Origin of the sequence: Nocardia vermiculata NBRC 100427, from assembly GCF_001613265.1 — a bacterium.
Classification (GTDB): domain Bacteria; phylum Actinomycetota; class Actinomycetes; order Mycobacteriales; family Mycobacteriaceae; genus Nocardia; species Nocardia vermiculata.
This window is the reverse complement of sequence record NZ_BDCA01000001.1, coordinates 52,219-74,344: the sequence shown is the minus strand read 5'-3', so window position 1 is coordinate 74,344 and position 22,126 is coordinate 52,219. Positions and strand designations below refer to the sequence as shown.

Genomic DNA, 22,126 nt, shown 5'->3' with positions numbered 1-22,126 from the left:
CGATGCGGCGGTGAACTCAACTGCCGGCGTGCGGGTCCCGTTTCTCGTGGCGCGCGCGAGCGGTGCTGTGCGCGCCACGGAGTAGGTCGCGGACGGCGGGATCGGTGGCCGGGCCCGGGGAGACGACGGCGAGCCAGGCCTGACTCGTGTAGACCGGATGGGCGAAGATCACGTCGGGGGTGCTGGTGTCGGTGGGTGGGGCCGGGTGGTCTCGGGGCGCGTGGCCGGTGTGGTGTTCGAAGAGATCCTTACCGGCCGCGACGTTGATCCGGAATATGTTCGGGCGATTCAGCTGGGAGGTTTCGTCGCCCGGGTAGTCCTTGGTGACGATGGTGGCGAAGGGTTGGGTGCGGGGGAGTACCCCGTCGGGGGCGTAGTAGAAGAAATAGTCACCCCAGGCGATCTCGGGGGTGCCGTCACCCGGTTGCGGGTGCAGGGTGAGGATCCCACCCAGATTTTCCACGAATTCGACGAGCTCGTCCATCTGCATTGCTCTAGCGTTTCATTCATGTGGTTATGGAGACTTTTGGGCGAAAAATACCTGGTCGTTCAGTGAGAAGTCGCGAATCTGCTGGTCTGAGGACTGTGGATGTCGGCAGGCGGTCCGGTTACTCGGTGCAGCAGGTGCGCAACCTCGAGCATGACGGGGTGCTGCCGGCGGTCGCGCGTGGGCCGTCCGGATATCGTCGGTACGCCGAGATCCATGTGCTCTCGGCGCGAGCGTATCGGTGGTTGGCCCAGGCAGTGGGGCCGGTGCAGGCGAAGGTGATGATGCGGGCGGCGCACCGGGGTTCCGCGCTGCCGGAGTTGCTGGACGGCGCGCACGCCGCGCTGCATGCCGAGCGGCGAGAACTGCGGCAGGCGCAGCGGGCCGCGCAGGTGATCGCGGGAGAACCGGTGGGTGAGCCGGTGGTCGATGATGCGATGTCGATCGCCGAACTGGCTGCGGCGCTGGGGATTCGCGCATCGGCACTGCGGCATTGGGAGGCCGAGGGGCTCGTTGTTCCCGGCCGGGTCCGGGGTGCGCGACTCTATGCACCGGACGACGTCCGTGATGCCCGGATCGTTCACCAGCTCCGTCTGGCGGGCTACCGAATCCCCGCGCTGCGGGCGGTACTTCCCGCGCTGCGGCAGGCGGGCGGGCGCGAGATGCCGGAGATCCTCGCCGCCCGTGAAACCGATATCGACCGGCGATCGATGGCGTTGCTGCAGGCGGCGGGGGTGCTCGCGGAGTTCGTGCCGTCCGACCGCAGGCCGATGTCCGAGGAGTGAGTCAGGAATTCGGTGCGTCCGAGGCGATCTCGGGCGCCAGCGGTGCAATCGCACCGATGATCTCCGCGACGGTCTCCTCCGGCACTCCGGCGGCGGTGAGGGAATCGGTGAGATGGCCGGCGACCAGGGTGAAATGGTGCATGGTGATGCCGCGGCCCTGATGGACCTGCTTCATGGGGGCGCCGGTGTAGGGGTCGGGGCCGCCGAGGGCGGCGCCGAAGAATTCGACCTGCCGCCCCTTGAGGCGGGACATGTTGGTGCCGGTGAAGAAGCCGGACAGGTCGTCGTCGGCGAGTACTCGGACGTAGAAGTCCTCGACGACGGTTTCCAGGGCTTCGCGGCCACCGATCCGGTCGTAGATCGAGGGCGCGGTCGGCGGTGCTTCCGAGGACGACTTGGAGAAGATCGACGAGATACGCATGAATACAGGACATCAAGGGTGTGTTGCGCAGCCGTTAGTGTCGCGTCGCGGCGGGGTTGCGGTGTGTACAGCCCTGGTTGCGCCGCCCTCACATACCGTCCGGTCGCCTCGAGAGGTGATCGAGCCGACACGGCGGGGCGGGGGCGGCCCATCGACGGAACCGGCTCGTTAAGCTCGCCGGGTGACCGACGAGACGCTGCTGCAGGGCCCGATCCATTCTGTCCACGCCGAGCTGGGCGCCACCTTCGCGGCGTTCGGCGGGTGGGACATGCCCGTGCAGTACGGCGGGACCGTCACCGAACACGCCGCCGTACGCAACACCGTCGGCCTGTTCGACGTGAGTCATCTCGGTAAGGCGACGGTGCGGGGCGCCGGGGCGGCGGAGTTCGTGAACTCGACGCTGACCAACGATCTGGGACGGATCCGGCCGGGCAAAGCGCAGTACACGCTGTGCTGCACCACCGACGGCGGGGTGATCGACGATCTGATCGCCTACTACGTCGGCGACGACGAGATCTTCCTGGTGCCCAACGCGGCCAACACCGCGGCCGTGGTCGCGGCGCTGCGGGAGGCGGCGCCCGCGGGGATCACCGTCACCGATGAACACCGCGAGTACGCCGTGTTCGCGGTGCAAGGGCCGAAGTCGGCGGAAGTACTTGCCGCGCTGGGCCTTCCGACCGACATGGAGTACATGGCATTCGTCGACGCCGAATGGGAGGGGCGGCCGATCCGGGTGTGCCGCACCGGATACACCGGTGAGCACGGGTACGAACTGGTGCCCCGCTGGGACGATGCCGAAGACGTGTTCCGGGCGCTGCTGGCGAAGGTGGAGGCCGTCGGCGGTAAACCCGCCGGACTCGGCGCCCGCGATACGCTGCGCACCGAAATGGGGTATCCGCTGCACGGGCACGAACTGTCACCGGATATCTCTCCCGTGCAGGCACGTGCCGGATGGGCCGTCGGCTGGAAGAAGCCGGCCTTCTGGGGCAAGGACGCACTGACCCGGGAGAAGGCGGACGGGCCGCGCCGGACCCTGCTGGGGTTGAAGGCACTCGACCGCGGTGTGCTGCGCCCGGGCCAGACCGTGCTGCGCGGCGACCGAGCTGTCGGCGAGACCACCTCGGGCACCTTCTCGCCGAGTCTCAAGGTGGGGGTCGCGCTCGCCCTGCTGAACACCGATGCGGGCCTGGAGCCGGGCGACGAGGTCGAGGTCGATGTGCGCGGCCGCCGGTTGCGCGCCACCGTGCTGCGTCCGCCGTTCGTCACCTCACACACGTCCTGACGCGTCGGACGCGGTGAGATACCGCAGGTGCGGTGCCGTCGGGTCCTCCCGCCACGAGCAGGGCAATCAGGTCCGTTTCGCCGCAAAAATGGGTGTTGACGGGATGGTGTGCGGCGGCTCGGGGGAGGTGGTTCGGGCACTGCGGCGGGGGCACGAGCGGAGCCCACGTCGTGCCCGACCGCAGGTCCGGGCGTCGCGGCTCGCGCACACGGCTCTAAGATCGAGATCATGACCCTCGCTGCACAGTTTTCCCGTACCCCGCATCCCGCCCCTGTTCCGGCGGACCGGCGCACGGAGATTCTGGCGGCGCCCGGCTTCGGCCGGTTCTTCACCGACCACATGGTCTCGATCGACTATGTCGACGGACAGTGGACCAATGCGCAGGTCGAGCCGTACGGCCCGCTGAGCATGGACCCGGCGACCATGGTGTTCCACTACGGTCAGGCCATCTTCGAGGGGCTCAAGGCCTACCGGCAGGCCGACGGCAGCATCGCCACCTTCCGCATCGACGCCAACGCCACCCGGTTCCGCAAGTCCTCGCGGCGGCTGGCGATGGCCGAACTGCCCGAAGAGCTGTTCGTCGAATCGGTGCGCCAGCTGCTCGACGTGGACCGCGACTGGGTTCCCGCGGCCGGCGGTGAGGAATCGCTGTATCTACGGCCGTTCATGTTCTCCACCGAGGCCGGGCTCGGTGTGAAGCCCGCCGCTTCCTACAAATATCTGCTGCTGGGTTCGCCCGCCGGCGCCTACTTCCCGCGCGGTGTGAAGCCGGTGCGGGTGTGGCTGTCCACCGAGTACGTGCGCGCGGCGCCCGGCGGCACCGGCGAGGCGAAGGTCGCCGGCAACTACGCCTCCTCGCTGCTCGCCCAGCAGCAGGCCACCGACGAGGGCTGTGACCAGGTCGTGTGGCTGGATGCCTGCGAGCGCAAGTACGTCGAGGAGATGGGCACCAACAACCTGTTCTTCGTCTACGGCTCCGGTGCCGACGCCCGCCTGGTCACTCCCGAACTGTCGGGTTCGCTGCTGCCGGGCATCACCCGCGACAGCCTGCTGACCCTCGCCGCCGACTCCGGCTACCCGGTCGAGGAGCGCAAGGTCTCGGTCGAGGAATGGCGTGCGGGCGCGGCCTCCGGTGAGATCACCGAGGTGTTCGCGTGCGGCACCGCCGCGGTCATCACCCCGGTCGGCTGGGTGAAGTCGGACGAGGGCGAGTTCTCCATCGGTGGCGGTGAGCCCGGCGAGGTCACCATGGCCCTGCGTGACACCCTCACCGGTATCCAGCGCGGCACCTTCGCCGACACCCACGGCTGGCTGCGCACCCTGGCCTGAGCACAGCAGCGGGCCCCGGACGTTTCCGCGCGGGCCGGAATGCTGTGGTTCTGCCCCGGCGCCAACCACGCCCCGGGTGGCGGCAGGTCGTCGGCCGCCCGCCGCGGTGGGCCTCAGCCGGGGGCGGGGGTGAGGTACGGCGCCAGCAGGTCGCGCACCCGGGCCCATGTGGTGTCGAATGCCGCACCGTTCTCGATCATGCGGGAGGCGGTGTGCACGACCGCGTTGATCAGTTCGGCGGTCGTGTCGGGGTCGGGTGCGCCGAAATCGGTGAGGGCGCGCAGCAGTGGCGTCCGCAACTCGGCGTGGATGGCGCGGCCCTGTTCGGCGAGGGTGTCGGCGGAGACCAGTGTGGAAAGGCCCTGCACCACAGCATGTTCCCCCTCGGCGACCAGTTCCAGGTTGATGCGTGCGTAGGCCAGGACCTGCGCCCCGGGATCGGTGGTGGCGGCGAGACCGTCGGTGATGCGTGCGCTCCAGCGCGGTAATGCGTCGGCCATGATCGCGTCGAGAAGGTCGTTGCGGGAACCGAAATACTGATACACGCTCGGCCGGGACAGGCCCGCGCGGGCCGCCACCTCCGCCAGAGACGGTGCGACGCCGGGGGTCTCGGCCAGGATCGCGCGGGCCGCATCCAGGAGGGCACGGCGCTGTGCCTGCCGGTGTTCGGCCACCGTCGCCGCCTGAATCCTCGGCATCCACCCTCCTTCGATCGTTGTCCGGGCCGGTGCTCCGAGCCCTGGGGAACATCAGTGTGTCATCTGCCGCCGGAACCCTGACAGCCGGTCGCGACGCGGATCCACGGTGGCGGATGCGGATCCGCCACCGTGAACGGGCGAGGCCGCGTGCGGCGCGCCGGTGATCCACCGGGGTGCTCAACCGCGCGGCAGGTCCGCCTCGGTCAGGGTGCCGTCGACCATGTGCAACACCCGATCGCAGCGGTCGATGATGTCGTGATCGTGGGTGACCATGACCGTCGCCACCGAGGCGGCGCGAGTCTCGGCGGCCAGCAGGTCCACGATGTCGGCGCTGCGGGCCCGGTCCAGGGCCGCGGTGGGCTCGTCGACCAGGAGCACCTTCGGTGCACCGACCAGGGCACGGGCGATACCGACGCGCTGGCGTTCACCACCGGACAGCTGCTCCGGGCGGCGTCCGGCCTTGTCGGCCATGCCGACCGCGGCCAGCAGTTCGGCCGGATCGCGGCGGGCACCGCTGAGTCGGGCGACCAGGCGGAGCTGATCGACGGCCGTCAGCGCAGGGAGCAGATTGCCGGACTGGAAGACGAAACCGATGTGCTGCAGCCGGAACCGGGTCCGGGCGCGGGTGCCGAGCGCGCGTACCTCGGTGCCGGCGATACGAACGGTGCCGGTATCCGGGGTGGTCAGCCCACCGGCGACGGCCAGCAGACTCGACTTGCCGGAACCGGACGGGCCGATGACGGCGACGAATTCGCCCGGCGCGACGGACAATCGCACGTGATCGAGTGCGGTGACGGTCCCGGCGCCGTCGCCGAGGCGCAGACAGACATCGTCGAGGACGAGGCCGGCAGCGTCGTCCGACGGCGGGCGAGATGTGCCGGATTCGCGAATGCCGGAGGTGGTCATCGGTGTGCTCCCAACGCGGTGAGTGGATCGATGCGGGTGACGCGCACGATGGCCGCGGCGGCACCGACGAGGCCGAGCACGATCAACCCGATCGCGCCGGTGGCGATGGCGGCCGGATCGAGACTGAAAGGCATGCCCTGGATGAAACTGCTGCCCGCCACCGCGATCAGCACACCCAGCGCGGTCGAGCCGACGAGCACCACCAGCGCCTGAGCGAGGCCGTCGACGAGCAGGAATCGGGTCGGCGCCCCGATCGCGCGCAGCACCGCCAGCTCACCGGAGCGCTGAATCGTCCACACCAGGAAGAACGCGCCCACCACCAGTGCCGAGATGGCGTACAGGAATGCCTTGATCATCGACATCGTCGCCATTTCCGCGGAGAACCCGGGGGAGGCATCGTAGGAATCGTCGCGCGTCATCGCCGAGGTGTGGGCGGTGGCGTCACCGGCGGCCAGGTCGATACCGGAACCTTGCAGGGCGACCGCGCTGGCCTCCCGGTACGCGTGCTGCGGCACCGCCTCACCCGGTTTCGCCCCGGCGTGGATCTCCTGCCAGGTGCGCAATGGAACATACGCGACGTCGACATGCCCGAAGGTCTGCTTACCGGAGGTGACCCCGACGATCCGCAATGTGGTGCCGAGCCGGTCGATGACAACGGTGTCGCCGAGGTGGGCGCCGTTCTCGAGCGCGGTGTCGCTGACCACGATCCCGTCGGGTTCGGCCAATCCCGAGCCCTGGGCGGGTGCGGGTGCCAGGAACGAATCGGGTTCGACGCCGAACAGCGCGAAGTCGATCGCCACCCCGTCGCCGGTCTTCGCATTGACCAGGGTGTTGCCGAACGGTGCCGCCTGTGCCACGTCCGGGCGGGCCCGCCAGCTCGCGACCTGTTCGGTGTCGATGGTGCTGCGAGTGAACGCCGAATCGGTTTTGGTGCCGTCGGCGAAGGCGAACCCGTCCACCGGGAGGGCGCGCAGGCCCGAGACTCCGTCGTCGACCAGACCGGACGACAGGCCCGACAACATGACGGTCAGGATCGAGATCAGGGTGACGACGCCACCCATCAGCCCGAATCTCATTCGCGCGTACCACAGTTCGCGCAATGCCAAGAACATGACAACTCCTCGTCGTGGCCGCCACGGTGGCGCGGGTCGACCTTTCCACCCGTCTTCCTGACGGTGTGTCGGTAAGATATCAACATGCTGTCGGGAAAAATTTGGTGGGGTCCGGTCGGGTGGTCCGTCGGCCGACGGACCGGCGGTCCGACCGCCCGGACGTTGTCGGGGCCCGGACAGCGAAAGGCCCTCTCACGCAGTGAGAGGGCCTCGGGTCGGACAGTTCGGTTGTCGCTACCTGCCGGTCGGCTGCCGGGTCGGCTGGGTACCGGCTCGGAGCAGCGGATCAGCCGGGCATGAGCATGCGCCACTGTTCGAGGGTTTTGGGACGCATCACATAGTTGTTCTCGCGGACCGCCGACAGGGCCGCGCTGGGCTCCTCCGAATACCAGTGACCGGGATACACGACCGGATCGCCGCTCAATTCGGACAGGTGACGCAGGCTGGTGAACATCGCGTCGGAGTCGCCGCCGGGGAAATCGGTGCGACCGCAGCCGTCGACGAACAGGGTGTCGCCGGCGACCAAGCGGTTCTCCACCAGGAAGCACTGGCTGCCCGGAGTGTGGCCGGGGGTGTGCAGGAACTCGATCTCGAGATCGCCGACGCGCAGCGTATCGCCGTGGTCGTGGCCGGTGAACTCACTCTCGGCGATGCCGGTGACGTTCGCGACCCAGGACAGTTCCTCCCGGTTCACGTGTACCGGAACCTGGACCTGCTCCAGCAGTTCCCGTACGCCGCGCAGTGTGAAGCCCATCATCGAGCCACCGACGTGGTCGGGATGATGATGGGTGGCCAGCACTCCGGTCAGCCGCAGTCCGTCGGACTCGGCGATCTCGGCCAGATCTCCCGCCGCGTACGCGGGATCGACCACCACGCATTCGCCGGACTCCCGGTCACCGATCAGATACGAAAAGTTCCGCATCTGAGTGGCGATCGGATCGCCGACGGCCCAGTCCCGGCCCGCCAGCAGCTGACGAAAATATAAACGGTCGGATCCCATACCCACACCCTATTGATACCTGGCGAACCTTGCGCATCCGGTCGCAATTGTGAGTTTTCACGGAGGCGTTCGCCGGAATCGGTCGGCCGGGACCTCGTTCGGGGCCGTAGGCGATCTCAGCCCAGCAGCGGTGTGAGATCGCCGGCGGCCTCGGGGCCGTAGGCGCCACGCAGCCGGTCCAGGGCGGAATCGCGGTCCAGCGTCCACTCCTGGGTTCCTACCGTCTCGAGCACCAGGACCGCGGTGAGCGACCCGAGCTGCGCCGAGCGCTGCAGGCTGTGGCCGGCGGCATGCGCGGTGAGGAAGCCGGCGCGGAAGGCATCGCCCACACCGGTCGGATCGACCTTCGAAACCTCCGGCACCACTTCCACATTCACCTCGACGCCGTCACCGTCGACGACGACCGCGCCCTTGGCGCCCAGGGTGGTGACACGGATGCCGACGCGGCTGTCGATCTCCTCGGCCGACAGGCCCGTCTTCTTCTGCAGCAGGCCCCACTCGTATTCGTTGGTGAAAAGGTATGTGGCACCGTCGATCAGGGCCAGCGCCTGCGCACCGTCGAGCCGGGCCAGCTGCTGAGAGGGGTCCGCGGCGAACGGAATACCGAGTTCGCGGCACTGCGCGGTGTGCTGCAGCATCGCGTCGGGATCGTTGGCGCCGATCAGAACCAGGTCCAGCGAACGGTTTTCGGCCACCTGGGCGATCGAGATCTCGCGGGCCTCACTCATCGCGCCCGGGTAGAACGAGGCGATCTGTGCCATCGTCTCGTCGGTGGTGCAGACGAAGCGCGCGGTGTGCGCGGTCTGTGAGACGTGCACCGCCGAGCAGTCCACGCCGTGCCGCTCCAGCCATTCGCGGTATTCGGCGAAGTCGGAGCCGACCGCGCCGAGCAGCAGCGGGCTGCCCCGCAACAATCCCATCGCGTAGGCGATATTGCCGCCCACACCGCCCTTACGCATCACGAGATCGTCCACCAGGAAGCTCAGCGACACGTGCTGCAACTGATCGGCAAGCAGTGCGTCGGAGAACTTTCCAGGAAAGCGCATCAGGTGGTCGGTCGCGATGGAAGCGGACACAGCGATGGTCACGAAACCCGGTCCTTATCTGTCGAAGGCGAAAACAGGATTACCGTACCGTGCGAGGCCGCTGTCGACGACACGGCGCGGAACCCCCGTAAGGGTTCCGCGCCGTGGACCGAATATCAGTTGAAGCTGTCGCCGCAGGCGCAGGAGCCGGTGGCGTTGGGGTTGTCGATGGTGAAACCCTGCTTCTCGATGGTGTCGACGAAGTCGATGGACGCACCCTGGATGTAGGGGGCGCTCATCCGGTCGACGGCCAGCTTCACGCCACCGAATTCGACGACGAGGTCACCGTCGAGCGTGCGGTCGTCGAAGAACAGCTGGTATCGCAGACCCGCACACCCGCCGGGCTGCACCGCGATGCGCAGCGCCAGATCGTCGCGGCCCTCCTGGTCCAGCAGCGCCTTGGCCTTGGACGCCGCGGCGTCGGTCAGGATCGCACCGTGGGTGGTGGTCTCGTTCTGCACAGTCATGAAGTCTCCTCGCGGATCCTGGTTCAACCCGTGAACGTTGTTTCCGTGAACAGCGCACGGCTCGGTAGCTGTCAACGCCACGTCGCGGGTGGCTATTCCAATCTTGCCACTGATGTGGGCGGCACGGACGCCGTGGGCCCGGAAATCCTCGAGCGGCAGCGGTCGGGCGTGCGAATCACCACAGTACGAGGGCGTGTCGGTGAGGTGGAAGCGCCGGTCGCGACCAGGGTCGATATGGGCGATATGACCGATAACACACCCGGTGTCGAGGACCTTGTTTCCAGGGCGAAGTGTCATCCAATAGCCTGGTCGGCGTGAAGTTCCTCCGCCGTGGCGATGCCAGCACCACCGACGACCAGGCCGACGACACCTCGGCCGTGAGCGGTGGCGACGCGGCCGCCGTCCCGGAACGGCCCACGCCGACGCCGGGCAAGGGGCGACCGACGCCGTCCCGGCGGGAAGCCCAGGGCAAGCGCCGCGGCCCGGTCGCACCCGCGCCGCTGACCAACAAGGAGGCCCGGGCCCGCCGCAAGGCCACCCGGGGTAACCGCGAGGAGCGCAAGGCCGCGGCGGCGGAACGGCGGGCCAGTGCCGCCGACCGGCGGGCGAGGATGCTCGCCGGTGAGGACAAATTCCTGCTGCCACGCGATCGCGGTCCGGTCCGCGCCTATGTCCGCGACCTGGTCGACGCCCGCCGCAACCTGGTCGGCCTGTTCATGCCGCTGGCGCTGGTGCTGATCCTGACCATGTTCCTCACCCCGCAGGTCCAGGCATATGTCACCCTCGCGATGATCATCATGATGGCGTTCATGGTGGTCGAAGGCTTCGTGATCGGCCGCATGATCAACAAACGGGTGCAGGAGCGCTACCCCGACGACACCACCTCCCGCTGGTCGCTGGGCTGGTACGCGTTCGTGCGCGCCTCGCAGATCCGCCGCATGCGCGCCCCGAAGCCGCGGGTATCGCCCGGCGACGCGGTCTGAGCTGCGCGGCGCGGCTGTTGCGGTGTGAGTTGCCGAGTCGCATCGGCCACGTCGCGTCGGCACCTGTCGCTGGAACCTCCCTATTCGACGCGGAGCCTCGTCAGATTCTCCCCGTCCACGCTCACGAACGGCGGGCGCAGGCGATCCACACGCGTGGCAGTGGTCCGTGCGCCGACCGGCGGGAAGCGTCGGTTGCGCCCACATACCGCGGGGATCGCTCGGCCGCAGGTCGTTCCCATGGTCGTGATCGGCGGTGTGGCCGGGTCGGCTGCGGCTACGGCCGTGCGGGTACGCGGGGGTCGTGGCGGGGCACAGTTGGTACCGTGCTGACGTGGTGAACGATGCTGCGGGCGGCCGAGGGCTGCGGACGCTGGTGCTCGGTGGGGCGCGCTCGGGTAAATCGGCTTACGCCGAGCAGATCGCCGGTCGGGCCGGGACGGTCCGCTACGTCGCGACCGCGGTCCCGGACCCGGCCGATACCGACTTCGCCGAACGCATCGCCGCCCATCGCGTGCGCCGCCCCGGCACCTGGCAGGTGGTCGAGGGAGATCCCGTCACGGTGCTCGGCGATCCGGCGCCGGTCACCCTGATCGACGATCTCGGCACCTGGCTGACCGCGCGTATCGATGCGCGGGCGGCCTGGGAGGCGCCGCGCGGCACCGTCGCACCCGATACCGACGCCCTGGTCGCGGCCGTGACCGGATATACCGGGCGGCTGCTGATCGTCAGCCCCGAACTCGGCCTCGGAGTCGTGCCGGCGACCGCCTCCGGCAGGCTCCTCCGCGACGAGATCGGCACACTCAATCAGCGCCTCGCCGCGATCTGTGACGAGGTCGTGCTGGTGGTCGCCGGAGTACCGGTGGTGCTGCAGAGCGCCGGCGCGGTGGATACACCGGGTGGTGCGACATCCGGTGCCGCCTACGCCGCGACGACCGGAGCACCGGATGCGGTTGCGGCCGCGGGTCTCGCGGCCGCCGGAGCCGGCACCGGCGCGGTGACGAATGCGGGCGGGGTAGCCGCAACTCCCTCCGCTGCCGCAGCCGACGCGGCAGGCACAGCACCAGGATCCGAGGCGGCCGCTACCGTCTCGCGCGCCGCAGCGACCGGGAACGCCGCGGATTCGATGGCGCCGAAGGTCGCCGTCCCGGCTGCGGAACAGGCGAATGGATCAGCAGCGTCGGACGACGCAGCGACTGGGGCCGCCGCGCCGGCCGCCGGTCAGTTCGCGTGGGTCGCCGAAACCGGGGGCAGCACACCGGTGTTCGCGGCGGTGGCCGCGCCGGATGCGATGGTGCGCGCCGACGCCGAACGGCGGCAGGCACTGCTGACCAAACCGGCCGGATCGCTGGGACGGCTGGAGACGCTCGGGAACTGGGTGGCGGCCTGTCAGGGGCAGTGCCCGCCGAAACAGTTCGAGCGGGCCCGGGTGGTGGTGTTCGCCGCCGATCACGCGGTCGCACGGCACGGGGTGTCGGCCTATCCGAGCGAGGTGACCGCGCAGATGGTCGCGAACTTCCTCGCCGGCGGCGCCGCGGTGAACGCCCTCGCACGACTGAGCGGTGCGACGGTCCGGGTCGTCGATCTGGCCGTGGAATCCGATACCGACCCCGCCGTGTCCGCGTACAAGATCCGCCGCGCCAACGGGTCGATCGACCGCGAGGACGCGCTCACCGAGCAGGAACTGCACGCCGCGCTGGCCGCGGGCCGGGCGATCGCCGACGAGGAAATCGACAGCGGTGCGGATCTGCTGATCGCCGGGGATATGGGGATCGGGAACACCACGCCCGCAACGGTGCTCATCGCCACCCTGACCGATATCGAACCGGTCGTCGCGGTGGGGCGCGGGAGCGGCATCGACGATGCGGGCTGGATGCGCAAGGCCTCGGCGATCCGTGATGCGATGTGGCGGGCCCGTCCGCACCGGCAGAACCCGTTCTCGCTGCTGCGGATCGCCGGCGGCGCGGATTTCGCCGCCACCGCCGGATATCTCGCCCAGGCCGCCGCCCGCCGCACCCCGGTGATCCTGGACGGTGCCCCCGTCACCGCCGCTGCCCTGATCGCGGACATGCTGGCGCCCGGCGCCCACCGCTGGTGGGTGGCCGGTCACCGCTCCACCGAGCCCGCACACTCCCGCGCCCTGGACCGGCTCGGGCTGGAGCCGCTGGTGGAGCTGGATATGCGTCTGGGGGAGGGGTCCGGCGCCGTGAGCGCGCTCCCGCTGCTGCGATCCGCCATCGCCGCCCTGTCGGAGATGGCGACCTTCGGTGAGGCGGGTGTGAGCAACGCCGAGGCGGAATCCGTCACGGCTGCCACGGAAGTCCTGTCCTGACCTGCCGCGGCGCTCGGTCTCGGACCGGCGGCCCACTGCCGTCGGTGTCTCCGCTGCCACCGTCGGTGCTACCGCGGGTGCCCGGGCCTCGTTGCCGGGGAGTCGGAGGTAGGTCGTGAACGCGGTCTGGTTGGCGGTGTCGTGGTTGACGGTGCTTCCGGTGCGGGGGAGCCGGCGTGTGGACCGGACTGCTGCCGGACGGGCCATCGCGCTGGCACCGCTGGTGGGTGTCGGGCTGGGGGCCGTCGCCGCCGGGCTGCTGTGGGTGTTGTGCTGGGCCGGAATGGGTTTCGTGCTCGCCGCGCTGGTGAGCGTGGGTGCGCTGGCAGTGGCGACCCGGGGAATGCATCTGGACGGACTGGCCGACGTGGCCGACGGGCTGGGCAGTTACGGGCCGCCGGAACGGGCCCGCGAGATCATGAAAAGCGGTGGGGCGGGGCCGTTCGGTGTGGTGGCGTTGATCTTCGCGATCGGCGTCCAGGCGGCAGCGTTCGCGGCACTGGCCGAGCAGGGCCGGTGGCTTGCGATCGGGCTCGCGGTAGCTGCGGGGCGAGTGGCGATGGTGGCGGGGTGCCGAGGGTGCGCGCCCGCGCCGGGGTCGGGATTCGGCACGCTGGTGGCACGGACCCAATCGGGCTGGACTGTCGCGGGGTGGAACGTTATCGCCCTCGGCGCAAGTGTTTTCGCCGACCACCGGCATTGGCAGGGGCCGATGGCGATCGTCGTGGGTGCGGTCGGCGCGGCGCTGCTGGTGCGGCATTGCGTGCGACGCTTCGGTGGTCTCAACGGCGACGTGCTCGGGGCCGCATCGGAAACGGCCGTCGCCGTCACCGCGGCGCTGTTGACACTCTCCTGAGCAGGCGACACACTCGCGCCGCAAATACGATTCGACCTGCGAATATTAGTGTGCCACAATGCGGAAAGGGTGCCGCGCTGTTTGGGAACGAGGCGTGAGGGTACCCGTAATAAATGACGGTGACGCAGCGGATCACCGTTTTTACCGGCCGTCGGAGATGCCGAGCGTGTGCGCGGTGACGTCGTAGCCCGCTCGATGTGCGGCTCGAATATGTACTCACCGTGGAGCAGTGGGCTCGAAATCGACGAACGGTGCAACGAGTTCGAGAGGGGAGAAGTTTGTCGATTTCAGTCACAGAATCGAAGATTCGAAACCCGGACAAAGGCTATGTCGCCCTGCTGGGGTGGAGTTTGAACGCGGTCGAGGCGATCGACCGATTCGATCGACGCTATATCGTGGTCGCTCCGGAGTGGGCCCAGGAGTATTGCACCGAACACGGAATCCCCTACCTGCCGTGGAACTTCGAGCGGCTCAACGATCGCTCGATGGAAATCGCGGAGACGCTACGGGAGCTGGGGGTCGACGTCGCGATCCCGATCTTCGAGGAGACGGTCGAATGGGCCGGGGCGATCAACTCCGTGCTGCTCGACAATCCGCGACTGCTCGGACAGGCGATGCTGCTGCGGGACAAGTCCCTGATGAAGCGGCGTGCCCAGCTGGGCGGCATCCGGGTGGGCATCTTCGAGGAGGCCCACGAACGAGACGACGTCATCCGGTTCCTCAAACGCGTCAATCAGACGCTGATGAAACTGGACGGTGACCCGAACGACCCCATCCATGTGAAAGCCTTCGACAAGGCCGGCTGCCTCGGGCATCGGGTGATTCGTACACCCGACGAGATCGACGCGATCCCCGACGACGAGTTCCCGGTGTTGATGGAGTCGCACCTGGACGGCTGGGAATTCGCGGTCGAGGCGTGGGTCCACAACGGGAAGATCCAATTCCTCAACATCTCCGAATATGTCACCCTCGGATATTCGGTATTCGTCCCTGCCACACCGGAACTCGAGAAATTCCGGCCGGAGATCACACGCCAGGTCGAAAAGCTGATCAAGACCTTCGATATCGAATTCGGCTTCGTGCATCCGGAGTACTTCGTCACCAGCGACGGGGAGATGTACTTCGGTGAGGTGGCGTACCGGCCGCCGGGCTTCAAAGTTTTCGAACTCCTCGAACGGGCATACGGTTTCAATGCCTACCACGCGCTGGTGCTCGCATTCGACCCGAAGACCACCGACGAGGAACTGCAGGACTTCTTCCCGGAGGAAGTGGTCGGCGCCAAAGGGCATGCGGGTTCGTTCGGGGTCTATCCGCGCCGCCGGGTGGTCAGCCGTATGTCGCTGCCGGAGGAGACCGAGGATCACGACTACTTCGAATCACACGAACTCGGATCCCCGCTGGCCGAGAAGGTCACCAAGCGCACCGCATTCGGAAACCACTGGGGTCTCTTGTACTTCTTCGGTGCGGACCCGTACTGTCTGCGGGACCTGCTGAAGCGACAGGAAGAGCTCGATTTCTACACGTGAACCCGTTCGGCAGGATGGGGCAGGGAGGAACCTGAGTGAGCCCACACGGCAGCGACGCCGCGACCCTGGACAGGCGGCTCGCCACGCTCGACGAGGCAACCGAGAACCTCGCCGCGACCAGCGAATTCGGCAAGCAGGTCACGCTGGCGCGGGTGCTCGCGGCGTTGCGCCGGGTGCTGACGCTGCCCGGCGGCTGCGCCGCGGTCCGGGAGCGGTCGCACCGGCTGGAGTCGGCGGGACTGTTCCTCGGCACCGACTGGGCATATCCGCAGATCCTGATCCCCGCCTTGAGCGGGGGCTCACTGCGCAGCGCCAACGGCGACACCGTCGTGCTGGAGACGGTGAGCGACCTGCGGCTGCTGGCGGTGGCCAAGGAGGAGTTCACCCATCCGGCGGTCACTGCCGACCAGGCACTCGCGCATCTGTCGCAGGTGCTGGCGGTCAATCTGTCGATGTTGTTCACCCCGCCCACCGAGGCCGAGCGGGAACAGCAGGGCCGGATGGCGCAGGTGTCTCGGGCCCTGATGAGCTACCTGGTGACCGAGGTCGGCTACGAGAAGGTGCTGGAGAACCTGGTCGACGAGATCTGGCGGATCCTGCGGCAGCGGCCGATCCAGGTCGAGCAGGTGAAGCGGATGATCACCCAGATCGCCGTGGCGCGCGCCAACCCCGATATCGACCTCGGGTCCAGCGGTCTGGGGGCCGACCGGCTGATCAGCAGTCTGTACGCCACCACCGACGCCTGCCGCGAAGATCCCGGCGTCGAGGTGTACCGGCAGCGCCTGGAATCCATGGACGACAGCGCGTTGCAATACGAGGCGACCGGCTTCGCGCGCTCGATGCACGACACCGGTCTGGTGTCGCCGTACCACGCGGATCTGCTGCGGTTCCTGCTGACCAAGGGCGAATATCTGATCGGGGAGGCCCTGGGGCTGTCGAGCACCGGCCGGGACTGCCTGCTCTGCTATCACGAACTGGTCCGCACCCTGATCGAGCGCGCGGTGCATGTCGACACGGCGCAGAGCGTGTACGGGCTCGCACTGCTACTCGAGCGCGGCATCCTCTATCAGCCACCGGTGGCGCCGGCGCTGTGGCGGCAACTGGGTATGCGGCTGTCGGCCGAGGCGCAGCAGCGGCTGAGCGACGTATTCGGCACCGGTGTCGACCCGGGGACCCGACTGCTGTCGGGCGTGCTGTCGATTCTCGGACTGCCGCTGGGCGTGGGCCAGGGCGACAACCCCACCTGCCAGTCGGCACGGGCATTGTCGATGTGGTCCTACAACGATCCCGACTACCTGCTGCAGATCGTGGCGTGTGCGGCCCGCGACGACGAGGTCGTCATGCATTTCGAGGGACAGCCGCTCTCGTCGCGAGAGGTCGGCACCGGTATCGCGACCGCACTGCCGATGGATCTGGATCCGGTGTCGCTGCTGGTGGTTCCGCATCTGGACCGGATCTACGCGGAGATGGGCCGCCGCTGTGCCGGGCGCGAGGGCGACCCGCACCGCTGGGTGAACCCGGAATTCCACGGATGGTGGTCCGGACGCGGTTTCCGGATCAATGTCGATGTGGCCAGCGGGCAGCTGACCGGTGTCGAGGAATTCCTGCGGCACTTCTACGCCAGCTACCACCCCTTCTACAACAACAACCAGCCGTTGATCCACCCGCAACCGGCCGGGGTCGCGGTCACCGACAGCGCGGCCCGATTCGTCGGCTGGCATGCGATCACGATGCTGCGGGTGAACCTCGACCCGAGCGACACCATGCGGGTGTACTTCTACAACCCCAACAACGACAGCGGGCAGGACTGGGGTGACGGGGTCGTGGTCGGCACCGCCGGACAGGGTGAACGCCCGGGTGAGGCGTCCCTGCCGTTCGAACAGTTCGCCTCACGGCTGTACATCTTCCACTTCGACCCCCTCGAGCGCGGTGAACTCGCCGCGGTCGACCGGGCCGAACTCGACCGGGTCGTCGGCTATCTGCACCGCAGCTGGGGCGCCGACCGCCTCCCGGAGCTCCCGGCGCCGCCTCCCGGAGACCACAGCCCGAGTCCTGCGACCTGAGCCGCTGGCCTGTCGCCACCGCTCTCAGCCGTGAGCGGCGGCCCGCTTCCGCGACAGCCGCATCACACTCGCGGATGCGCGCAGCTCGGTCGGCGGCCACAGTCCGACCACCGGCGCGGGTAGCCCGGCCGCCGGCGCAATCCGACCATGGGCGCGGGCGGCGAGGACCGGCCGCCGGGTGTCTCGGTCGGGCGGAACTCGAGTTCAGCCGCGGGCGGCGATGCGGGCCTGTACTTCGGGGCGGCGCAGCGGCGGCACGGACTTGGGTGGCACCTTGCGGTCGGGGAGCGCGGCCAGCAGGCGTGTGGTGACGGCCGCGATCTCGGCGACCGCCTCCTCGACGGCGGGCCGGTTGGACTCCGACACCGACGACAACCCGCCGACCTTGCGCACGTACTGCAGGGCGGCGGCCTCGATCTCCTCGGGGGTCGCCACGGGGTCCAGACCGCGCAGCGCGGTGATATTTCGGCACATATCAACGAGGCTAGGCCGCCGACCGCGCTGCGCCCAGGGCGATCGTGTGGTCAGTAGGCACTTCCGCTGTACATCCCCATCCCGGAGTAGCCGCCGCCCATCCAGGGGTTGTACATGCCCTGGTAGCCGTAGCCCATCCACGGGTTGTACCACCCCGGATACATGCCGCCGTAGCCCAGGCCTGGGCTGTTCCAGCCGCCGCCGTAGCCCCAGCCGCTGTGCTGCCCCCAACCGCCGTGGTGCCCCCAGCCGTGGACGGCCTGGAGATCGGTCGTGGCGGCCTGGGACCGGGCGGGCGGTGCTGCCGGCTCGGCGAATGCGGGGGCGGCAGCCGCGGCGATCGGGGTCACCACGATCGCCAGGGTGATCGCCGCGGACGATATCCGGTGCCGGATGGTCGAGCGCACATCGTTACGGATCATGACAATTCCTAACGGGTTGTCCAGGGCGGACCCGTCCATGGCCGAGCCCTCGGTTGACCCGCTTAATGTACCGTTATATAGCGGCACGTTCAAGAGTGGCGTAAATCGGCCGCCGTCAAAGGCGCACCGGGTAGCTCGGCTCCTGGATATTCGGCTTGATCCGCTCCTCGACGAAGATGCCGTGCCACACCATGAACACCAGCAGCGTCCACAACCGGCGGCTGTGGTCGCCGTCGCCGGCGCGATGCGCCTCCAGCATCGCCTTGACCGCGGCCTTGTTCAGCAGGTGGTCGGTCTGGGACTCGGCGATCGTGGTGGCGGCCCAGTCGTAGAGCTCCGGACCACGCAGCCAGTGCCGCAGTGGCACCGGGAAGCCCAGCTTCGGACGGTGCAGCACATGCGGCGGGACGATGGTCTCCAGGGCCCGGCGCAGCGCGTACTTGGTGGTCTCGGGGGTGATCTTCTGCTGATAGGGGATCCGCTGAGCGATGGCGAACACCTCGGGATCGAGGAACGGCACCCGCAGCTCCAGCGAATTCGCCATGGTCATCTTGTCGGCCTTGACCAGGATGTCGCCACGCAACCAGGTGAACAGGTCCAGATGCTGCATCCGCGCCACCGGGTCCAGGCCGCGGGACTGCGCGTAGATCGGCGCGGTCACGTCCTGATGGGTCCACTCCGGACGGAAATCGCGCAGCACCGAGCGCAACTGGGCATCGTTGAAACTGCGTGCGTTGCCGTAGTAGCGCTGCTCGAGCGGCAATGAACCACGATGCAGCAGGCTCTTCCCGCGGGTGCCGTCGGGAATCCGGTCCGACAGTTTGCCCGCCAGCCGCCGCACCCCCTTCGGCAGATATTCGAACGGCTTCAGCGACAGCGGCTCGCGGTAGATGGTGTAGCCGCCGAAGAGCTCGTCGGCGCCTTCGCCGGAGAGCACCACCTTGACGTGCTTACGAGCTTCCTGCGCCACGAAATACAGCGGCACCAGGGCCGGATCGGCCACCGGGTCGTCCAGATACCAGACGATCTCGGGAATCGCGGCGGCATACTCCTCGGGGGAGACCGTGCGGATGAAGTGCTTCGCGCCGATCGCTTCGGCGGTCTCGGCAGCCACATCGGCTTCCGAATACCCCTCGCGCTCGAAGGCGGAGGTGAAGGTGAGCAGATTCGGGTTGTGCCGGATCGCCAGCGCCGCGGTGGCGGTGGAGTCGATACCGCCGGACAGGAATGCGCCGACGGTGACGTCCGCGCGCATATGCTTGGCCACCGAATCCTCGAGGACCTCCGCGATCTCGCGGTAGCGGGCCTCCTCGGTACCGGCAGCGAAGGGACGCACCCGGAAATCCGGGCGGAAGTAGCGCGAGACCTCCGGTTCGGCGCCCGGGCGCAGCGTCGCGTAGCAGCCCGATTCCAGGCGGCGGATGTTCGCATGCAGCGTTTCCGGCTCCGGGACGTACTGCAGCACGGTGTAGTGCTCGAGTGCGCGCGGGTCGAGATCGTCGGACACCTGTAGCGCCGGCAGCAGTTCCAGCAGGCTCTTCTTCTCGCTGGCGTATGCGGTGCCACCCGGCCCGGTGGCCAGGAACAGCGGTTTGATGCCGAACGGATCGCGTGCGAGCACCAGCTCCCGGGTCTCGGTGTCCCAGATCGCGAAGGCGAACATGCCGCGCAGCATCGAGAAGGCTGCGGTACCCCAGTGGTGGTAGGCCGCGACGATGGACTCGCCGTCTCCCTCGGTCCGGAAACTCGCGCCGAATTCCTCGCTCAGCCGGCTGCGCAACTCGAGGTAGTTGTAGATCTCGCCGTTGAATGCGAGGGCGTAGCGTTCCGGGTTGTCCGGCGGTCCCCACCGCAGCGGCTGATGCGAATGGTCGATGTCGATGATCGACAACCGGTTGAAGCCCAGGATGATGTGTTCGTCATGCCAGGTCCCACGCTCGTCCGGGCCGCGATGGCGCCCACACTGCAAGGCGTCGTACACCTGCTGCACAACGGAGTCGGTGGCCACATCGGCGGTCAGAAATCCCAGCAGTCCACACACTGCGTCGAGAACCTCGTTTCCAGATCGGAGCAAACATTCGAAACCAGTTCCCGAGTATGCCCCACGGAGCAGGTTCCGGTGGGACCGGTGCGTGTCGAAAGCGACCCGCGCACAACGCGGGAGCCGGTTTGGTCTACGCTGCGTAGTACTCGGGAACTCTCGTGGTCGGCCGTGCGTTCTGCACTGTCGACGAGAAGCTCCCGAACGTGCTGAAAACGTGCTGTACGGGGTCCCGGACAGCACCGTGTCGGATGGACGACCAGGAAGGCGTTGAGCGTGGCGCACAAGGCGAGCGAAGCGATAGGGGCACGCCCCGCCCGAGGACGGCGAGGCCGCATCCTTCGGCGGGCCGGGCTGGCGGTGTCCATCGGGATCACCGTGATGCTCGTCTCGGGCTGCTCGATCGACAACCCCGTGCTGCGGTTCGGCTGGCCCACGGGGATCACCCCGCAGGCGACCCGGATGCGGGAACTGTGGACATGGTCGGTCGTCGCCGCCCTGGCGATGGGTGTGCTGGTCTGGGGTCTGACCTTCTGGACCGTGGCCTTCCACCGCAAGAAGAAGAACTCTCCGGAGTTCCCGCGGCAGACCGGTTACAACGTTCCGCTGGAGCTGACCTACACCGCGATCCCGTTCGTCATCATCGCGGTGCTGTTCTACTTCACCGTGGTCGTGCAGAACTACGTGCACGAGAAGTCGCCCGATCCGGACGTGGTCGTCGACGTGACCGCGTTCCAGTGGAACTGGAAGTTCGGCTACCAGACGGTCGTCGGCGCCAACGGCGAGATCTACGACGGGGTGGACCACACCCGCCAGTCGATGAACGAGGACATCAAGAACCGGTACGAGGAGCGCACGGCCGACGGCCACCCGCAGCCCGGACCGATCCACGGCCTGCCCGCCAACGACATCTCCTACCTGCACTACGACAAGGTCGAGACCATCGGCTCGTCCAACGAGATCCCGGTGCTCGTGCTGCCGACCGGCAAGACCATCGAGTTCCAGCTGGCCGCCGCCGACGTCATCCACTCCTTCTGGGTGCCGGAGTTCCTGTTCAAGCGCGACGTGATGCCGAACCCGGAGGAGAACCACTCCGACAACACCTTCCAGATCTCGCAGATCGACCACGAGGGTGCGTTCGTCGGCCGCTGCGCCGAGATGTGCGGTACCTACCACTCGATGATGAACTTCGAGGTCCGGGCCGTGACTCCGGAGAAGTTCGCGAAGTACATGGATGCCCGCAAGGGCGGCGCGACCAACGCCGACGCGCTCGCGAGCATCGGCGAATCGCCGGTCGCCACCACCACGCATCCGTTCGATACCCGTCGGACCACGCGTTCAGCCAGCCAGGCCGAGAGCAAGTAAGGACTGAACTGACATGAAGGTCGAAGCACGCATCTTCGAACTGCTCACGGTGTTCTTCATCATCGTGGCGGTGATCTACGGATTCTTCACCGGCCAGTCCCGCACGGGCATCGAGTGGGCAGGCACCACCGCGATCGTGCTGACCGCCGGTCTGACGCTGATCGTCGGCACCTACTTCCGCTTCGTGGCGCGCCGCCTGGATCTGCGCCCGGAGGACTACGAAGAGGCCGAGATCGTGGACGGCGCCGGCGACCTGGGCTTCTTCTCGCCCGGTAGCTTCTGGCCCATCCTGCTCGCCGGCTCCGCCGCGGTCACCGCGATCGGGTTCGCGTTCTGGCAGTACTGGCTGATCGCCGTCGGCGTGATCTGCGTGCTGACCACGGTCGCGGGTCTGGTCTTCGAGTACTACGTGGGTGCCGAGAAGCACTGAATCCGAACCGCACGAACCTACAGCGCCCCGGTCGAATACGACCGGGGCGCTGTCGTGTGTGCCGG

General features: G+C 68.1%; 21 protein-coding genes. 10 read left to right on the top strand and 11 right to left on the bottom strand.

Features of this window, described 5'->3' with window-relative positions; translation table 11 throughout:
• Positions 1-16 precede the first annotated feature (16 nt).
• A complete protein-coding gene (locus NV2_RS00360) occupies positions 17-490 on the bottom strand; it encodes a DUF6194 family protein (protein WP_067867475.1) in 474 nt (157 codons plus the stop codon).
• Positions 491-585: 95 nt separating this feature from the next.
• On the opposite strand from NV2_RS00360, the gene NV2_RS00355 reads away from it, so the two are divergent.
• Entirely contained in the window at positions 586-1,272 is a 687-nt protein-coding gene (locus NV2_RS00355) for a MerR family transcriptional regulator (protein ID WP_245662372.1), read from the top strand.
• A 1-nt stretch (position 1,273) separates the two neighbouring features.
• Here NV2_RS00355 and NV2_RS00350 read toward each other — a convergent pair whose 3' ends face one another.
• Positions 1,274-1,693 (bottom strand): group I truncated hemoglobin, encoded by a 420-nt coding sequence (locus tag NV2_RS00350; RefSeq protein WP_067867472.1) that lies wholly within the window; start codon positions 1,691-1,693, stop codon positions 1,274-1,276.
• Between the two features lie 181 nt (positions 1,694-1,874).
• Here NV2_RS00350 and gcvT point away from each other — a divergent pair, with 181 nt between their 5' ends.
• Together gcvT and NV2_RS00340 are read left to right on the top strand one after the other, a co-directional pair.
• A complete protein-coding gene (gcvT, locus tag NV2_RS00345; RefSeq protein WP_067867468.1) occupies positions 1,875-2,975 on the top strand; it encodes a glycine cleavage system aminomethyltransferase GcvT in 1,101 nt (366 codons plus the stop codon).
• A gap of 228 nt (positions 2,976-3,203) precedes the next feature.
• Positions 3,204-4,304 (top strand): branched-chain amino acid aminotransferase, encoded by a 1,101-nt coding sequence (locus tag NV2_RS00340; RefSeq protein ID WP_067867465.1) that lies wholly within the window; start codon positions 3,204-3,206, stop codon positions 4,302-4,304.
• 113 nt (positions 4,305-4,417) lie between these two features.
• Here the strand turns inward: NV2_RS00340 and NV2_RS00335 are convergent, their stop codons facing one another.
• The 6 genes from NV2_RS00335 to NV2_RS00310 form a co-directional block, all read right to left on the bottom strand.
• Positions 4,418-5,002, bottom strand: a complete 585-nt coding sequence (locus tag NV2_RS00335) for a TetR/AcrR family transcriptional regulator (protein ID WP_067867463.1) — start codon at positions 5,000-5,002, stop codon at positions 4,418-4,420.
• A 177-nt stretch (positions 5,003-5,179) separates the two neighbouring features.
• The gene (locus tag NV2_RS00330; protein WP_067867460.1) at positions 5,180-5,908 is read right to left on the bottom strand and encodes an ABC transporter ATP-binding protein; all 729 of its coding nucleotides are present in this window, start codon (positions 5,906-5,908) and stop codon (positions 5,180-5,182) included.
• The gene (locus tag NV2_RS00325) at positions 5,905-7,020 is read right to left on the bottom strand and encodes an ABC transporter permease (RefSeq protein WP_067867458.1); all 1,116 of its coding nucleotides are present in this window, start codon (positions 7,018-7,020) and stop codon (positions 5,905-5,907) included. Before NV2_RS00325 ends, NV2_RS00330 begins: the two co-directional genes overlap by 4 nt.
• A 286-nt stretch (positions 7,021-7,306) precedes the next feature.
• Positions 7,307-8,020 carry an MBL fold metallo-hydrolase gene (locus NV2_RS00320; protein ID WP_067869013.1) on the bottom strand — a complete coding sequence of 238 codons (714 nt, stop codon included), beginning with the start codon at positions 8,018-8,020 and terminating at the stop codon, positions 7,307-7,309.
• Between the two features lie 116 nt (positions 8,021-8,136).
• Positions 8,137-9,108, bottom strand: a complete 972-nt coding sequence (locus NV2_RS00315; RefSeq protein ID WP_067867455.1) for a carbohydrate kinase family protein — start codon at positions 9,106-9,108, stop codon at positions 8,137-8,139.
• A 113-nt stretch (positions 9,109-9,221) separates the two neighbouring features.
• Positions 9,222-9,572, bottom strand: a complete 351-nt coding sequence (locus NV2_RS00310) for a HesB/IscA family protein (RefSeq protein WP_067869009.1) — start codon at positions 9,570-9,572, stop codon at positions 9,222-9,224.
• Between the two features lie 314 nt (positions 9,573-9,886).
• Here NV2_RS00310 and NV2_RS00305 point away from each other — a divergent pair, with 314 nt between their 5' ends.
• The 5 genes from NV2_RS00305 to NV2_RS00285 all read left to right on the top strand — a co-directional run bounded on the left by NV2_RS00305 (position 9,887) and on the right by NV2_RS00285 (position 17,329).
• The gene (locus NV2_RS00305; RefSeq protein ID WP_067869007.1) at positions 9,887-10,555 is read left to right on the top strand and encodes a DUF3043 domain-containing protein; all 669 of its coding nucleotides are present in this window, start codon (positions 9,887-9,889) and stop codon (positions 10,553-10,555) included.
• 331 nt (positions 10,556-10,886) lie between these two features.
• Complete coding sequence (cobT, locus tag NV2_RS00300) at positions 10,887-12,884, top strand: nicotinate-nucleotide--dimethylbenzimidazole phosphoribosyltransferase (RefSeq protein ID WP_084473738.1); 1,998 nt, start codon at positions 10,887-10,889, stop codon at positions 12,882-12,884.
• 115 nt (positions 12,885-12,999) lie between these two features.
• Positions 13,000-13,740, top strand: coding sequence for an adenosylcobinamide-GDP ribazoletransferase (locus tag NV2_RS00295; protein WP_067867450.1), 741 nt, complete (start codon positions 13,000-13,002; stop codon positions 13,738-13,740).
• Positions 13,741-14,018: 278 nt separating this feature from the next.
• Positions 14,019-15,266 (top strand): ATP-grasp domain-containing protein, encoded by a 1,248-nt coding sequence (locus tag NV2_RS00290; protein ID WP_210748931.1) that lies wholly within the window; start codon positions 14,019-14,021, stop codon positions 15,264-15,266.
• Positions 15,267-15,301: 35 nt separating this feature from the next.
• Positions 15,302-17,329, top strand: a complete 2,028-nt coding sequence (locus tag NV2_RS00285; RefSeq protein ID WP_067867447.1) for a hypothetical protein — start codon at positions 15,302-15,304, stop codon at positions 17,327-17,329.
• 204 nt (positions 17,330-17,533) lie between these two features.
• Here the strand turns inward: NV2_RS00285 and NV2_RS00280 are convergent, their stop codons facing one another.
• The 3 genes from NV2_RS00280 to asnB form a co-directional block, all read right to left on the bottom strand.
• Positions 17,534-17,803, bottom strand: a complete 270-nt coding sequence (locus tag NV2_RS00280) for a DUF2277 domain-containing protein (RefSeq protein ID WP_067867444.1) — start codon at positions 17,801-17,803, stop codon at positions 17,534-17,536.
• Positions 17,804-17,853: 50 nt separating this feature from the next.
• Entirely contained in the window at positions 17,854-18,225 is a 372-nt protein-coding gene (locus NV2_RS00275) for a hypothetical protein (RefSeq protein WP_157102685.1), read from the bottom strand.
• Positions 18,226-18,340: 115 nt separating this feature from the next.
• The gene (asnB, locus tag NV2_RS00270; protein ID WP_067867438.1) at positions 18,341-20,266 is read right to left on the bottom strand and encodes an asparagine synthase (glutamine-hydrolyzing); all 1,926 of its coding nucleotides are present in this window, start codon (positions 20,264-20,266) and stop codon (positions 18,341-18,343) included.
• Between the two features lie 381 nt (positions 20,267-20,647).
• Here asnB and ctaC point away from each other — a divergent pair, with 381 nt between their 5' ends.
• Together ctaC and NV2_RS00260 are read left to right on the top strand one after the other, a co-directional pair.
• Positions 20,648-21,631, top strand: a complete 984-nt coding sequence (gene ctaC / locus NV2_RS00265) for an aa3-type cytochrome oxidase subunit II (protein ID WP_084473796.1) — start codon at positions 20,648-20,650, stop codon at positions 21,629-21,631.
• A gap of 13 nt (positions 21,632-21,644) precedes the next feature.
• Positions 21,645-22,061 (top strand): cytochrome c oxidase subunit 4, encoded by a 417-nt coding sequence (locus NV2_RS00260; RefSeq protein WP_067867436.1) that lies wholly within the window; start codon positions 21,645-21,647, stop codon positions 22,059-22,061.
• Positions 22,062-22,126 lie beyond the last annotated feature (65 nt).

What these genes read in the sequence shown, in the direction of transcription:
- NV2_RS00330 (WP_067867460.1), bottom strand. Translation starts at nt 5,908, where the DNA reads ATGACCACCTCCGGCATTCGCGAATCCGGCACATCTCGCCCGCCGTCG.
- ctaC (WP_084473796.1), top strand. Translation starts at nt 20,648, where the DNA reads ATGCTCGTCTCGGGCTGCTCGATCGACAACCCCGTGCTGCGGTTCGGC.
- NV2_RS00340 (WP_067867465.1), top strand. Translation starts at nt 3,204, where the DNA reads ATGACCCTCGCTGCACAGTTTTCCCGTACCCCGCATCCCGCCCCTGTT.
- NV2_RS00335 (WP_067867463.1), bottom strand. Translation starts at nt 5,002, where the DNA reads ATGCCGAGGATTCAGGCGGCGACGGTGGCCGAACACCGGCAGGCACAG.
- NV2_RS00280 (WP_067867444.1), bottom strand. Translation starts at nt 17,803, where the DNA reads ATGTGCCGAAATATCACCGCGCTGCGCGGTCTGGACCCCGTGGCGACC.
- NV2_RS00310 (WP_067869009.1), bottom strand. Translation starts at nt 9,572, where the DNA reads ATGACTGTGCAGAACGAGACCACCACCCACGGTGCGATCCTGACCGAC.
- NV2_RS00275 (WP_157102685.1), bottom strand. Translation starts at nt 18,225, where the DNA reads ATGATCCGTAACGATGTGCGCTCGACCATCCGGCACCGGATATCGTCC.
- NV2_RS00260 (WP_067867436.1), top strand. Translation starts at nt 21,645, where the DNA reads ATGAAGGTCGAAGCACGCATCTTCGAACTGCTCACGGTGTTCTTCATC.
- NV2_RS00350 (WP_067867472.1), bottom strand. Translation starts at nt 1,693, where the DNA reads ATGCGTATCTCGTCGATCTTCTCCAAGTCGTCCTCGGAAGCACCGCCG.
- NV2_RS00325 (WP_067867458.1), bottom strand. Translation starts at nt 7,020, where the DNA reads ATGTTCTTGGCATTGCGCGAACTGTGGTACGCGCGAATGAGATTCGGG.
- NV2_RS00360 (WP_067867475.1), bottom strand. Translation starts at nt 490, where the DNA reads ATGCAGATGGACGAGCTCGTCGAATTCGTGGAAAATCTGGGTGGGATC.
- NV2_RS00320 (WP_067869013.1), bottom strand. Translation starts at nt 8,020, where the DNA reads ATGGGATCCGACCGTTTATATTTTCGTCAGCTGCTGGCGGGCCGGGAC.